Source organism: Gelria sp. Kuro-4, from assembly GCF_019668485.1.
Taxonomy (GTDB): Bacteria; Bacillota; DTU030; order DUMP01; family DUMP01; genus DUMP01.
On the sequence record NZ_AP024619.1, the window covers coordinates 2,865,488 to 2,880,462 of the forward strand.

At 55.3% G+C, this 14,975-nt stretch carries 10 protein-coding genes; all 10 read right to left on the minus strand.

The features are described from left to right. Positions 1-33: 33 nt before the first annotated feature. Positions 34-1,062, minus strand: coding sequence for an alpha-hydroxy-acid oxidizing protein (locus tag K5554_RS14270; RefSeq protein WP_255565433.1), 1,029 nt, complete (start codon positions 1,060-1,062; stop codon positions 34-36). Then, entirely contained in the window at positions 1,059-2,417 is a 1,359-nt protein-coding gene (locus K5554_RS14275; protein ID WP_221039121.1) for a glycerate kinase, read from the minus strand. Before K5554_RS14275 ends, K5554_RS14270 begins: the two co-directional genes overlap by 4 nt. Positions 2,418-2,518: 101 nt before the next feature. Beyond that, positions 2,519-3,790, minus strand: coding sequence for a phosphopyruvate hydratase (gene eno, locus K5554_RS14280; protein WP_221039122.1), 1,272 nt, complete (start codon positions 3,788-3,790; stop codon positions 2,519-2,521). A 252-nt stretch (positions 3,791-4,042) separates the two neighbouring features. Next, positions 4,043-5,059 (minus strand): TAXI family TRAP transporter solute-binding subunit, encoded by a 1,017-nt coding sequence (locus tag K5554_RS14285; RefSeq protein ID WP_221039123.1) that lies wholly within the window; start codon positions 5,057-5,059, stop codon positions 4,043-4,045. A gap of 41 nt (positions 5,060-5,100) precedes the next feature. Then, complete coding sequence (locus K5554_RS14290) at positions 5,101-6,834, minus strand: hydantoinase B/oxoprolinase family protein (RefSeq protein ID WP_221039124.1); 1,734 nt, start codon at positions 6,832-6,834, stop codon at positions 5,101-5,103. Then, on the minus strand, positions 6,828-8,909 hold the full coding sequence (locus tag K5554_RS14295) for a hydantoinase/oxoprolinase family protein (protein ID WP_221039125.1): 2,082 nt from the start codon (positions 8,907-8,909) through the stop codon (positions 6,828-6,830). Before K5554_RS14295 ends, K5554_RS14290 begins: the two co-directional genes overlap by 7 nt. A gap of 49 nt (positions 8,910-8,958) precedes the next feature. Further along, positions 8,959-10,038: an NAD/NADP-dependent octopine/nopaline dehydrogenase family protein gene (locus K5554_RS14300; RefSeq protein ID WP_221039126.1), complete on the minus strand. Its 1,080-nt coding sequence runs from the start codon at positions 10,036-10,038 to the stop codon at positions 8,959-8,961. Positions 10,039-10,076: 38 nt separating this feature from the next. Then, complete coding sequence (locus tag K5554_RS14305; RefSeq protein WP_221039127.1) at positions 10,077-12,002, minus strand: TRAP transporter permease; 1,926 nt, start codon at positions 12,000-12,002, stop codon at positions 10,077-10,079. A gap of 229 nt (positions 12,003-12,231) precedes the next feature. After that, positions 12,232-13,503, minus strand: a complete 1,272-nt coding sequence (eno, locus tag K5554_RS14310) for a phosphopyruvate hydratase (RefSeq protein ID WP_221039128.1) — start codon at positions 13,501-13,503, stop codon at positions 12,232-12,234. Between the two features lie 7 nt (positions 13,504-13,510). After that, a complete protein-coding gene (larA, locus tag K5554_RS14315; RefSeq protein ID WP_221039129.1) occupies positions 13,511-14,857 on the minus strand; it encodes a nickel-dependent lactate racemase in 1,347 nt (448 codons plus the stop codon). Between the last annotated feature and the right edge of the window lie 118 nt (positions 14,858-14,975).

Genomic DNA, 14,975 nt, shown 5'->3' on the forward strand with positions numbered 1-14,975 from the left:
CGTCGAGTAGGCCTGGCGTCGGTAAGAGAGTCTCTATGCCAGGAGAGCCGGTCCGGCGGCCGCCGGACTGGGACAGCCGGTAAGGATCATGGCCGCGCGCAGTTCTTCGGCGAGTTTCCTGTAAAGGAACCGGACGCCCTCAGCGCCGCCGCCGAAGGCCGCCCAGGCCGCAGGGCGGCCGACGAGGACAGCATCCGCTCCCAAAGCGAGGAACTTGAGGACATCCACGCCGCTCCGCACGCCGCCATCGGCCAAGAGGGTCAGCTTCCCTTTAACCTCTGCAGCCACGGAGGGCAGCACCTCGGCCGTGCCGGGGGTGTAGTCCAGCACGCGCCCGCCGTGGTTGGACACCACTATTCCCGCAGCGCCGCATTCGTACGCCAGACGCGCCTCATCCGCCGTCATTACGCCTTTGACTATTACAGAAAGTCGGGTGGCGGAACATATGCGTGTCAGTACATCTGGTGCGAGCGGGCCGACGGCTACGCCGGCGCGGCGCATGCTCATGAGGCCGGCGGCGTCCACGTCGATGCCTACGGCCACAGCCCCCGCATCCTCGGCCAGGCGTATGCGCCGCAGGATTTCTTCCGCCGGGCGCGGCTTGATGACAGGGATGCCACGCCCGCCCACAGCCTGAAGCGCCTTCAAACCCATGGCATACTCCTCAGGCTCGGCACCGTCGCCGGTGCAGGCCAGGGTACCCGCCTCCCGGGCACCCTGCACCTGGGCCAAGGTGAACTCCCATTCTAAGATGCGCCCTTGGAAGTTCACTTTGGCACCGGCTACAGGAGCTCCCAGCACCGGGAGAGCCAGCGTTTTACCGAAGAGCGTAACGCTCAGTTCCGGTTCAGTTGCCGCGTGCAGTGTACGTAGATTGAGTTTGATGGCGCGCAGGGCCTCATAGTTGTTTATCGCGGAAGTACCCGTACCTACCCCGCCCATCCCCGGCACCTGCCCGGCACAGACCCGGCCGTCGCACACACGGCAGAGGGAACAGACGCCCAGCAGCTTCTCGCGGGCGGCCGAGCGTACCTCTTCCCAGCCCATCGCCGCACCGGTCACGGCAGCACCACCAGCACTTTCAGGTCGTTCACGTTGGTGCCCGTGGCACCGGTGATAACAACCTCGCCGAGGTCGCGCAGGGCGGCCGAAACATCGTGCTCCGCCAAGGCCGCATCCAGGTTGATCCCGGCCGCCTGCGCCCGTGCCAGGGTAGTCTCGTCGACAAGCGCCCCTGCCAGCTGGGTGGGACCATCGGTACCATCGGTATCTACGCTGGCCAGAGCGGCGCTCTTCACCTCCCCCAGTCTCAAAGCCGCACCCAGGGCGAATTCCTGGTTCGGGCCGCCTTCTCCGCAGTGGCCGCTGATGCGCACGGTGGTCTCCCCACCGCCGATGACGGCGCAGGGCGGAGTGAGGGGCTGCCCGCTGGCGCGGATCTCCCGGGCAATGTCGGCGAAGGTTCCCCCGACTTCCCGGCTTTCCCCTTCCAGCATGGTGGAAAGGATAAGGGCGGAGAGGCCGAGCTCGCGGGCGGCGGCGTACGCCCCCCGGCAGGCAGCGGTGCCCGGCACCGCGACGAAGTTGTAGAGGTTATGGTCGGAAAGGTCCTTGGGGCTCTCTTCTCCGGGTCCGGCATTCTTTAGATACTCCCGCACAGAGGCGGGAACCTTGTCCCACAGCCCGTACTTGGTCAGGGTGGCGCGCGCCTGGGCGAAGGTGGAAGTATCCGGCACCGTGGGGCAGGTGATGTAGTCCAGGGGGTCGCCGATGACATCGGAAACGGTGAGGTTGATAATGTGGGCGCCGGGGTGTATGGCCCTCGCCAGGCGGCCGCCTTTAATCTGAGAGAGGTGCTTGCGGACGGCGTTGATCTCGATGATATTGGCGCCGCTGTAAAGCAGCAGGCGGTTCACCTGCTTCTTCTCCTCGAGGGTCACCCCCGCCACCGGGTAGGGCATGAGGGCGGAGCTCCCGCCGGTGAAAGCGGCGAAGACGATGTCTCCCGGCTGGGTTTCCCGGACCAGCGCCAAGATGTCCTGGGCGGCGGCAAAGCCGGATTCATCAGGGACGGGATGGCTGGCCAGGCGCTTCTCGATCCGCGTGAGCTCGCCTTCCTGCCCGTACTTGCAGATGACGATGCCGCGCCGGATGCGCTCTCCGAGGATATCCTCCAGTGCCCGGGCAATGGGAAAAGTGGCCTTTCCCGCCCCCACCACGAAGATCCGGCCTGCCCGGCTGAGGTTGAAGGTGTGCGAGCCTACGGTAAGGATGTCGCCCTCCAGCTTCACCAGCCGCCTGACGGCGCGGTAGGGGTCGGCCTGGGCCAGGGCGCGTTCGACTATCTCCAGCGCCATTTCCCGGGCCGCCCGGTTGCCATGGTCAAGCAGGCGTTCCCGGTTTTTTACGTAGGTCATGGGCTGCACCTCCTAACTGCTCCTTCATGCGCCTTCACTCCAAAAGCGGCCAGGAGCACTCTCCCGGCCGCTTCTTGTTCATTTAGGGCCCGTCTTCGACTCTAGAACGGGATCCGGAAGTTCCGGCCGGCGTATACAGCGCCGCCGGCCAGTTCTTCTTCAATCTGCAGCAGCCGGTTGTACTTGGCCGTCCGCTCGCCGCGCACGGCAGCACCGGTCTTGATCTGCCCGGCGTTGATGCCCACGACCAGGTCGGAGATGATGGGATCTTCCGTCTCGCCGGAGCGCTCGGACACCATTACCCCAAAGCTGTGGCGATAGGCCAGCTCCGCCGCGTCCAGGGCTTCGCTCAGGGTGCCGATCTGGTTCACCTTCCAAAGGAGGGCGTTGCCGGCACCGAGGGCGGCACGCTCTTTGATGCGCGCCGGGTTGGTGCAGAAGAAGTCGTCGCCCACAATCTGGATGCCGAGCTCCCGGGTGGCCCGCACGAAGCCGTCCACGTCGTCCTCGCTGAACGGATCTTCGATGGTGACAATGGGATAGGACTTGAGAAGGTCTTTGTAGAAGGCCAGGAGCTCGTCGGTGCTGAGGAGATTGCCTTCCAGGTGGTACTTGCCGGTCTCGGGGTCGTAGAGGTGCGTGGCGGCGCAGTCCAGGCCGTAGACGATCTTCTCCTCGTAGCCGGAGCGCTTTACGGCGAGGAGGATGTTGTCCAGAGCTTCCCGTACCTTGACGATGGGCGGGGCGAAACCGCCCTCGTCGCCCACGTTAGCGGCTATCTTGCCGTATTTGTCGATGATGATGGTGCGGAGCTCTTCATACACGGCCCAGCCGATCTCCATGGCTTCTTTGAAGGTCTCTGCGCCGACCGGGAAGATGCAGAACTCTTGGAACTCCAGGTCGTTCGAGGCGTGCTTGCCGCCGTTGATGTAGTTGAGCAGCGGTACGGGCAGCACGTGGGCGTTGACGTTGATGTACTTGTAGAGGGGCACGCGCAGAGCGGCGGCTGCAGCCCGCGCCGCCGCCAGGGACACGCCCAGGATGGCGTTGGCGCCCAGGCGCGCTTTGTTGGAAGTGCCATCGAGGGCGATGAGCGCCTGGTCCAGCGCCCGCTGGTCGGTTACGCGCCTCCCCCGCAAGGCCGGGGCGATTTCCTCTGTGACGCCGGCGATGGCCTTTTGCACGCCCAGGCCGCCGAACCTTTTCCCGCCGTCGCGCACCTCCTGCGCCTCGTGGGCGCCGGTGGACTTGCCCGCCGGGACGTCTGCCCGCCCGAGGATTTCATCATTGACTACTACGTCCACCTGCACTGTCGGGTTGCCGCGGCAGTCGAGAACCTCGCGGGCGAGAACTTGAGTGATCTTGAGTTCCATGGTCGTCTTGACTCCTTTCTCGGGCAATCGCACCCACAGAATGTGTTTTGTGTGGGGCATTTCTAAGCCGTAACGTAGGGTAACGTTGCTTTCGGACGCGGGTAGAACAGAATGCGGGGTGCGGGTTCGCCGCTGGCGGCGACAGCCTTGTCCACCGCGGCTTGGGGCAAAGAGGCGCTGGTGAACATGAATCTCTTCCCATTTGGCAGCCGGGCAAGGAAACCTTGCAGTACGCTAGGCAGCGATGCCGTCTTACTTAACCAGTCCAATTTTTCTGTAATACTTTTCTGCCCCCGGATGCATAGGAATCAGGCAATCCTTTACGGCATTCTCTTTATTGAATTCTCCTGCCATTGGGTGCACTGCGGCAAGCTCTTCTTGGTGTTCAAGGAGGGTTTTCGTAAAGTTGTACACGACATCCTCCTTAACATTGTTATTTGTTACAAGGATGATTGCCACGCTAAGACTTGGAACATCTTCCGTTTGGTTCTTGTACGTATTGGCTGGAATAACAGCCTGAGCGAAATAGGGGTGGTCTTTTATAATTACTTCCGCTTTGTCAGGTTCCACAGGCAAGAATCTGATGTTCTTGGTTGTTGCAAGGTCTGTTATGGCAGTGGTGGGGAGACCTGACCACGTTATGGCTGCGTCCACTACTCCATCCCTGAGAGCGTCCATGCATTCCGCGTTGCTCAAGATAGTACTACTGTACGAACCAGGGGTAAGACCATAAGCCTCAGCAATGCTCGGCCACCACGACTCGGCGGTAACTCCTGCCAAAACCGCTACTTTTTTCCCTTTTAGATCTGCAATAGACTTAATGCTCGAGTTTTCGTTAACAACAGCCTCGAAAAGGGTAGTATATCCCCGCATAACAAACCGAAGGTCTGTGTACTTTCCTTCGCTGGCAAATTCTCTATTGCCGTTTAATGCGCTAAGTGCGACGTCGATAGTACACAAGCCAAATGTAAGCTCGTTGCGTCCCACTCTCCTCGCATTTTCTACACTGGCCGTTGTCATTTCGGAAGTTGCCTTAAGCCCAGGAATGTACTTCTCGGCTAAATTTGCCATACCTGCAGCAATAATGAACATGGCTCCACCTGTTGAGCCTCCGCCAATGGTGACATATGTCGTCTCAACAGCCTGATCGCTTCCACTTTCACTTTGGGTTGATTGACCTTTTCCACAACCAGCTGCTGTTAGTGCTACGACAACGACTAGTGCTAGAGCTGTGATTCTAAGCGCGTACTTCTTCCATTTCATCGTCATTATGCTTCCCTCCCTTTTTGTTTTAGCTTCCAATCGCAGATCTACTTCGTTCTTGCCTCTCTCCGCACCATACCTACGATTTCAAGAGTATGTGGGTCAATAATAACCCCGTAGTCCTTCGCTGCGCTCTCGACCGAAACAATGCCGTTAATCACGTCGTCCCGGACAGCTATCGGGTCGCGGCTATGCGGATCCCCATACCCTCCCCCCGCCGCAGTATACAGAGTGACTGTATCTCCCGGATTCAGGAATTCTATATCGCCAACTGAATACTCTAGAGTTCGCTCATCGCTTCTACCCTCATTGATGACCCATTTTCCTCCCGACCCTGCCTTTCCTCCGAACCTCCCCTGCGGAAGCACTTTTGCCTTCTGCGAGGTATGGTGAAACTGGGGAGACAAACCGAGAATTTGATAAGACAATACCTGGCCCATACCACCTCTAAACTTGCCTGGACCTCCGGAATCAGGGCATAACTCACGTTTCAAATACATTACAGGCGAACTCATCTCGGTCGCTTCTATAGAAGGAGTAGGGCAATTTGTCACATGGCAGGACATAGCGCTCAATCCGTCTTTAGAAGGACGCGCGCCAAGGCCACCTGCAACGACCTCACCCCACATTACACGTTTGTTGCTCTCAGGGGTGATAGCGCTGCAGTAGTTATATATACAGCCACATGATTCTGCCATTACTTTATCGGGGATCGCCTCTGCAAGAGCCCCCATGATCAAATCCACCAGACTGTGACATACGATCATCCTCTGATAGCATGCAGCAGGTGACTTGCAGTTAACTAGCGTCCCTTCCGGTGCAGAAATGTGAATAGGTCTGTTGCAGCCGGCATTGCTCGGCATCTCAGGGTCTGTAAGGCATCGCATGGTGTAGTAGACGGCCGAGTAAGTTGCGGAAAGAGGTGCGTTGATTGGACCATTAATCTGGGGATCTGTGCCAGCGAAATCAAACCAAATATCGGAACCTTTTACGGTTACTGTAACCTTCAAACGGTATGGCCCGCCTTTGGACCCATCATCGAGAACATACGCGGTGTGCTCGTAGCAACCATCCGGGATTTCCTGTATTGTGGCGCGCGTTCTGCGCTCCGAATAGTCCAGTAATGCCTCAAAGCATTTGGAGACCGTATCTGGACCGTATTTTCTCAAGACCGCCTTGAATTCCTCCGCTGCGACTCTACAGGCAAAAGCCTGTGCCCGAAGATCGTTCTCCATGACATCAGGTACACGGGTGTTATTCACGAGCATATTAAAGAGGTCCTCATTCAACTGGCCTTTCTTATAAAGCTTAAGAGGCGGAACTCGAATACCCTCTTGCCAAATCTCAACACCCCACCCTCGCGTACCCATCCACATCGCGCCGACGTCCAAGTAATGGGCCATGAGAGCCGTGAATCCCATAAGTTTGCCCTCGTAGAATACAGGGCAGTACATGATGATGTCTCCCGTATGATGAACTGCCATTGAGCCTCCGGCTACATATGGGTCGTTCGTGATCAAAATATCTCCATCTTCAAGCATATCCTGGGAAAAGCAATGCTTTAGTATTGTCTCGAGACATGGACTTATACAGTGCAGATGAATTGGAACATTTGCTGACTCTGCAATCAAGGATCCGGTCCCGTCGAAAAGTGCCGCTGAGCAATCCTCCATCTCTCTTACAATGTAGGAATAGGCAGATTTTATCATTCGTGATGACATCTGCTCCGCCACAGTGACAAGAGCATTACGTACTACTTCTACTGTAATGGGATCTACCACTGGTTCTCCCTCCTCTTCGAACAGAACGAGGTGTGGATAATAATGTTACGATACTGATCCATAGTGGCTGTATGGCCTGGGAACACCACCACTGTGGAACCATACTCCTCCAGGATTGCCGGCCCTTTAATAACGTTTCCAGCCCGTAGGAGTTTTGTACGATACACCGGGGTGTTAACATATCGGTCTGTGAAGAAGACTTCTCTAGTTCCAGCAAAAGCCTTGTCTGGTGAAGTATCAACGCACTCTTCTTCCTTGAGTGGCGGTTTTGGAATGCCGCCTATGGCTGTAACTCTAAGATTAACGATTTCTACAGGCTTCCCTGGGGTGCAGTAACCGTAGACTCTTGTGTGCAATTCGTTAAAACCTCGACAGACAAGGTCTAGATCCTCTCTACTCAGACTTGCTCTTACTTCTACTGGGACGGATATCTCGTACGCCTGGCCACGATATCTCATGTCGATGCTCCTAACAAAGGCTATGGCGCTATCAGGTATCCCATCTCGTTGCAGCTGCTGGTAGCCCATCGTCTCCATTTCTCTAAAGGACTGGTTAACTGCATCGAGGTCTACGTCTGCTGAGTCGCTTAATAGGGTATGAACATAGTCGTAACGAATGTCACTGTTCAGTAAACCTAGAGCTGCTACTGCGCCTGGAGAGTATGGAATAACTACCGAACCGATTTCCAGCTCATCGGCCAACGCACCGGCATGCATGGGTCCAGCGCCGCCGAAAGCAACCAGGGCAAAATCGCGCGGATCATAACCCTTTGATGTAGAGACCACTTTTAGTGCTCTGATCATATTGGAGTTCACAATATCGATGATCCCTTTTGCTGCTTGAACTACATCCATTCCTAAGGGATTGGCGACTTTTTGTTTAATAGCCTCTATAGCCTTCTCTGGATGCAGATGCATTTCACCTCCCAAGAAGAAGCCGGGGTTGATCCGGCCTAGAACAAGGTTTGCGTCAGTAACGGTGGGTTCTAAACCGCCTTTTCCGTAACAAGCCGGACCTGGATTAGCCTGTGCACTCTTCGGTCCGACCCTGAGGGCGCCGCCAGTATCAATCCAAGCAATAGAGCCGCCACCAGCACCAATGGTTTGAAATTCAATTGTAGGTGTAATAACTGGATACTGCTGTACCTCAGACCAAGTCGTAGTTTTTGGTTTGTTGTCCTCTATAATCGCAACATCACAGCTCGTTCCACCCATATCCAACGTAATTACATTGGAGAACCCTGCCAACCTAGCAAATAAATTCCCGCCGATAACCCCGGCGACAACTCCACAGTGGGCAATATTGACGGGCTTATTCTTTGCGGCCCCAAATGTGCTAAGTCCCCCATTGCTTTGCATTACAAGGGTTTCGGCATCTACACCCGCCTGTCTCAACTGTTGGGATAGTTTCTCTAGGTGTCGCGTTACGGCCGGTTTAGCGTACGCGTTGATTACAGTTGTACTCGTTCGTCCGTATTCCCTAAACTCTCGGGCAATGTCACTTGAGAGGGAAACCATTAGTTCGGGGAACTTTTCCTTCGCTACTTCGGCTATCCTTGTTTCATGGGTATCGTTTATATAGGAGTGTAATAAGCATACTGCTATCGACTCAACACCCTTCTTGCACAATTCCTCAAATATTTTTTCTAACTCGTCTTCGTCAAGGGCCTGAACTACTTCACCCTTCGCATTAATCCTTTCTGATACTCCGAAACGTAAGTGCCGTGGCACTAATGGCCTGGGCTTGTCCAAATAGATGTCGTAGATATTACCCTTTCTTGCTGCCTTACCAATCTCAAGAATATCTCTGAAACCTTTAGTGGTTATTAGAGCGACATTTTCGGCCTCGCCTTGCACGATCATATTTGTTAGGAAAGTTGTGCCGTACATAAAATACGCTACGCTCTCCGCAGGGCAATGGGCTTCGTTAAAAGCTTTCTTGCAACCTGACACAACGCCGAGTCCCAAGTCTTCGCTCGTCGTCGGCACTTTTGTTACTACAAGATTTCCGTTTTTTTCGTTGAATAACACGACGTCGGTGTGGGTACCTCCTGTGTCCACAGCAATTCTGATCATACAGTCAAGTTACCTCCCTTGGCCGATCTTGATCTGGTCAACCTATTGCCTAGCTACAAGAGCCTCCATAAGTTAGATAGCTATTGATCGCTTCGATTGACATGCCGTCAATACCGATCTTAGAGACGTTTCTTCCTATACTCATGTAGTCTACCTCGTTGATCACACTCCCTAACGTAACAACTGACGTGGCAACTGGCGTTGGAACCCCCAGCATCTCGCCAAGGGAGCATAGGAGTACTACGCCTGCGGAGATGTCCTCGGTTATATACCTGTGATTGGCGGACAGCGGACCCTTACTAGACCGACGTACGAACTCCTCAAAACTTAAACCTCGAAGCTGCGGACCCAGCTCCATATAAGGAATTGACTTTAGCCCAAGTGCTTTAAGAACTGCACACTTTTCATTGTCGAGTGCCACCATTGCTTTTTTTACAGAAGGCGTAAAGCCTTCCTTGTATAGGTAGAACTCTCCCCCGCTGTACTCAACTCGTCCAATATTAAGTAGCGAAGGCAAGGGATGTGATATTATATTTAGATTGTGTAGGCCAACTTCAAGAACATTTGTCCATGGAGTTATCTGTGGGTACAGCTGCTTTAGCTCTTCCGCCACTAACTCGTTCTGATTTGAAGGAAAGGCAGAAAAAGGAAGGCTGGTCACAACACGGTGTACATTCACATGTCCTGGCTCTACAATGCGGCATGCATATGGAAGGGTTAGAGATTCGGCCAAGATAACATCCTTGGTAACTCCTGCATCGTTGAAAACTTTGGCCATTTCCAGCGTTCCGCAGGACCCTGGGAGAAGGACAATCACTTGACCAGGTGAAAGATAAGGAACTAGCATCTCCGCAACAATCCTATGAGCGGGAGCAACGGTGACTACCATAACGTGACTAACATCTGTCATTGCTTCTTTGATGTCCGAGGTAATCATCTTGATTCGGGCCTTACCAGTTCTTGCATAGCCTGTCAATTCCAGCACGTTTCCGTGTTCCTGCAACGGTAAGATTTTGTCGACGAATTGTGACATCTCGAACAGGTGCACGTCAAAGCCGGCCAAAGTGAGATCCGCCGCCATGGCCTGGCCTGCGTTTCCTGCACCGATAACTGCAATGTTTTTAATCACTGCGCAAACCTCCTCTACTCTTCTATGGATCATCACTTTCAAACGTCAATCCGGGACGCAGATATCCTTCCTTGCCGGGCCCAGTACTCATGAAGATAGACTGAGACACCAACGGCCAGGCCAATCACATCCGATATCAAGCCAGGCCATATCAAACACAGGCCAGAAGCGATGAGAAGCCCCCTTTCCACAACGCTCGTCTGCCGCAATAGATAACCCTCGAGCCCTGCCGCCATGAAACCTACGCCTATTAGGGAAGTTGTAAAGGACCACAAGATATTCAAAGGATCACCCATCATGAGTAAAGCAGGGTTATAGACAAACATGAAGGGGATGATAAACGACGGAAGAGCAAGTCGGAACGCAGTAAAACCGGTACTCATTGGGCTTGCACCAGATATCCCGGCTGCAGTGTACGCTGCTACTGCCACAGGCGGGGTTATGCAGGAGAGAACTCCAAAGTAGAAAACGAACATGTGAACTGCAACTGGTAAAACACCGTGGTTGATTAGAACTGGAGCTACGAAGATGGACACAACGAGGTAGACCGCTAAGGTAGGTACTCCCATACCTAAGAGAATACAGACTACCATGCTAGAAACGAGCAGGAGCGGGATGCTTTCCTTGCAGAGTTCAACAAGAATTCCAGAGAGCCGAAATCCTAACCCTGTCAGCATAAGGGTTCCTACAATTACTCCAACATTGGCACACGCAATAGCCACAGGGAGAACACCTTCTGCCCCTCGTCTTAATGCGCTCCATATCCGCGCTGCATCTAGTCTAGTATCCTTCTTGACAAAACTAACGGCAAAGCTAGCAACTACGGCCCAAAAGGCACTTGTGGTTATAGATAATCGAGCGACACCAAGAAGGTATATTAGAAGCAGTATAGGCACGAGCATGTGTCCACTACGAAGAAAGGTCGGTGCAAATTTTGGCAATTGCTCTGGAGAGAGCCCTTTTAAACCGCGTTTGGCCGCTCTCAAGTCTACCGCTATAAAAAGCGATAGATAGTAAAGCAGTGCGGGGATTAGACCCACCTTACAAACCTCAAAGTAAGATATACCCAGCACTTCAGCAATTACAAAGGCAACCGAGGCCATGATAGGTGGCATGAACTGACCGCCGGTTGATGCCACTGCTTCCACGGCTCCAGCAAACTCAGGTGAAAAGCCAGTTTTGATCATCATGGGAATTGTGAAAGTACCTGTAGATGTAACATTGGCCACCGCAGAACCACTCAGTGTTCCAAAGAAACAGCTTGCCACTGTGGCGATTTTTGCCGGTCCTCCTCTAACCCTCCCGAAAATGCTACTTGCCATATCTGTAAACAGTTGCGCAGTCCCAGACTCGAACAGGAAGCCACTCAGTATGCAAAACAGAATGATGAAAGTGGCAGATACTCCTAATGCAACACCAAATATACCTTCTGTACTAAGACACACTAAGCTAACGATTCTCGCTAAGTCGTAGCCGCGATGCTGTAATAGTCCTGGCATATGGGGTCCCAAATATGCATACACAAGGAAGAGAATGCTCACAAGCGGAAGTGCTAGACCTATTACTCGACGACTAGCCTCAAGCAAAGTCACAAGAAGGATGATCCCGAAGATGACATCATTTCTGGTTGTGATACCTGCTCTAAAAGGAAGACGCGGATCTTCTATGAACAAATAGAGGCAACTGATCACACCACCCAATAGTAAGAGTGGGTCAATGATTCTTCTTAGACCCTTTTTTTCACTCCTATAAACCAAGAACGTGAGTGCAAGGCTAAACCCGAGATGAACAATCCGTTGCCGCATTCCAGACAAAGGACCAACGTATGCCGTTACCAGGTGAAATAAGGAGAAGCACACTGGGACAATCATCATGACCGTCCCGAGCATTCTGCCCCAAGGGGTAACCTCTGGAATTTTGGGTACCTTAGGGCTTTCTTCAATACACGCTAGTATATTAGACATCAAATTCCCCCCTTTGAGTCCCTAAGTCGGCCTTGTATGCCTTTTTCTCCTCCCCAACCCGCAACGCAATAAGTCCTGCGCAATGAGGCACTTTCCGAACGTCAACGCCTTCCCCATCTCTACCATCATAGCGGCTACTACGATCTACCCCCGGGCGACGACTACGTACAGTATGTCTCTCCCAACCGAATGGTTAGGAAAGATCCCAATTGTTGAATTCACTGGAAGATTAGAAGGGAGTCTTGAAGTTTCCGCCTGCGTATGCTCCACAAGAGCCGAGTTCTTCTTCAATCTGCAGCAGCCGGTTGTACTTGGCCGTCCGCTCGCCGCGCACGGCAGCACCGGTCTTAATCTGCCCGGCGTTGATGCCCACGACCAGGTCGGAGATGATGGGATCTTCCGTCTCGCCGGAGCGCTCGGACACCATTACCCCAAAGCTGTGGCGATAGGCCAGCTCCGCCGCGTCCAGGGCTTCGCTCAGGGTGCCGATCTGGTTCACCTTCCAAAGAAGGGCGTTGCCGGCACCGAGGGCGGCACGCTCTTTGATGCGCGCCGGGTTGGTGCAGAAGAAGTCATCGCCCACAATCTGGATGCCGAGCTCCTGGGTGGCCCGCACGAAGCCGTCCACGTCGTCCTCGCTGAACGGATCTTCGATGGTGACAATGGGATAGGACTTGAGAAGGTCTTTGTAGAAGGCCAGGAGCTCGTCGGTGCTGAGGAGATTGCCTTCCAGGTGGTACTTGCCGGTCTCGGGGTCGTAGAGGTGCGTGGCGGCGCAGTCCAGGCCGTAGACGATCTTCTCCTCGTAGCCGGAGCGCTTTACGGCGAGGAGGATGTTGTCCAGAGCTTCCCGTACCTTGACGATGGGCGGGGCGAAACCGCCCTCGTCGCCCACGTTGGCGGCTATCTTGCCGTATTTGTCGATGATGATGGTGCGGAGCTCTTCATACACGGCCCAGCCGATCTCCATGGCTTCTTTGAAGGTCTCTGCGCCGACCGGGAAGATGCAGAACTCCTGGAACTCCAGGTCGTTCGAGGCGTGCTTGCCGCCGTTGATGTAGTTGAGCAGCGGTACGGGCAGCACGTGGGCGTTGACGTTGATGTACTTGTAGAGGGGCACGCGCAGAGCGGCGGCTGCAGCCCGCGCCGCCGCCAGGGACACGCCCAGGATGGCGTTGGCGCCCAGGCGCGCTTTGTTCGGAGTGCCATCGAGGGCGATGAGCGCCTGGTCCAGCGCCCGCTGGTCGGTCACGCGCCTCCCCCGCAAGGCCGGGGCGATTTCCTCTGCGACGCCGGCGATGGCCTTTTGCACGCCCAGGCCGCCGAACCTTTTCCCGCCGTCGCGCACCTCCTGCGCCTCGTGGGCGCCGGTGGACTTGCCCGCCGGGACGTCTGCCCGCCCGAGGATTTCATCATTGACTACTACGTCCACCTGCACTGTCGGGTTGCCGCGGCAGTCGAGAACCTCGCGGGCGACGATGTTGGTGATTTTGAGTTCCATGGGTTGTCTAGACTCCTTTCTTAAATCGCACCCACCCTGCGCCTTGGATTTGCGGTGGGTGATCTCCGCCTGTGACTCGGGGCAGCGTCCGCTGCGGCTGGGGGTAAAAGAGGACGCGGGGCGCGGCCTGGGGGCAGGTCGCTAACGCCCGGTCCAAGGCCTCCTGAGCCGAGCTGGCACTTCGAAACCCAATCTTTTCCCATGCGGCCGCCGGTACGTTGGGGGAAGTGGCTAGGACGGTAATACCGCGCGCCAGCACCTTGCAAACAAGCAGGGCGTGGTCCATTTGAATCTTGTAGTCGGCCTTGAGGTTGGCGATGACATCCTCAAGCCGCCCGGCTCCCTGGTAGGGCTTAAACATATCCGTGGTGCCAAGCCCATCGGGACAGGCACTGTAAAGCACTATGGCACCGCCGGGCCGGACGACCTCCCCCAGGGCGATGACCGCCTTGAGGGATTGGTACAAGTCGATGTTAAGCGGTTTTCCCGGGGTGGTAACCACAATGTCAGGTTTTTCCCCAAGCTCCACCGTACAGAAGGAACGCATGAATTCTACGGCCGCCCGGTGGGCTGCCTGCAGTGCCCCCGCGAACACCCCAAGAATCTGGCCCCCTGCTCCCTGCACTACGTTGACGATAAAATCCACCCCCAGCATAGCGGCAGCTTCGTCCATGTCTTCGCTCACTGGGTTGCCTGCCAGCACGCCGGGCCGGGCTTCGGGGGCCAGCAGCATTTCCGGCCGGTGATTGGTTTCTATGGTCCGTTCGCCGGCAATCCCCGGGAGTACGGCCTTACGCCCGCCGGAAAACCCGGCGAACTCGTGCGGCTCTACCTTGCCGACGGCGATCCTGAAGTCGCTTTCGTAGACAGTGCGGTTAACCTCTACCGGGGTGCCGCAGCTGGTTTTGCCGAGATACACTAATTGGGACACGTCGTAGGGGTTGTGATTGATGGCTTTCACCTTACCCGCCAGGGGCCCCAGCAGCGCGGTAATCTCTACCTCCGTCGCCGGGCGGTGCACCCCGGTGGCCACCACCACGGTGATCTGCTCCAAGCCGACAGCGCCGTCTGCAAGTTCTGTCACCACTTGAGGCAGGATGTCGGCCACAGGCACCCCCCGGGTGGCATCGGGAACGATTATGGTCACACGCCTGTGCCCTCGCGCCAGCTCGCTAAGGGGCGGCGAACCAACGGGCTCCTTTAAGGCGGCTTCCAGCCGGGCGGGCCAGGCGGCGGCCGGTGGCTCGGCTACACTCACCATTCCGGCAAAGGCCTCTTCCGAGACCGTAAGCTCCACCGCCTCCACCTCATCCCGGAAGGAAACTTGGCTGCTCTTCCGTTTTACTCTGTACATGACGTACCTCTACACCTTCCTACACACCGTTTGCTGCGTCTCGATGCTGAAATGTCACATAGCAAACTCCATCGTGGGATGATAGTAATCAATCGCTCCTTAAACACAAGGTGGACAA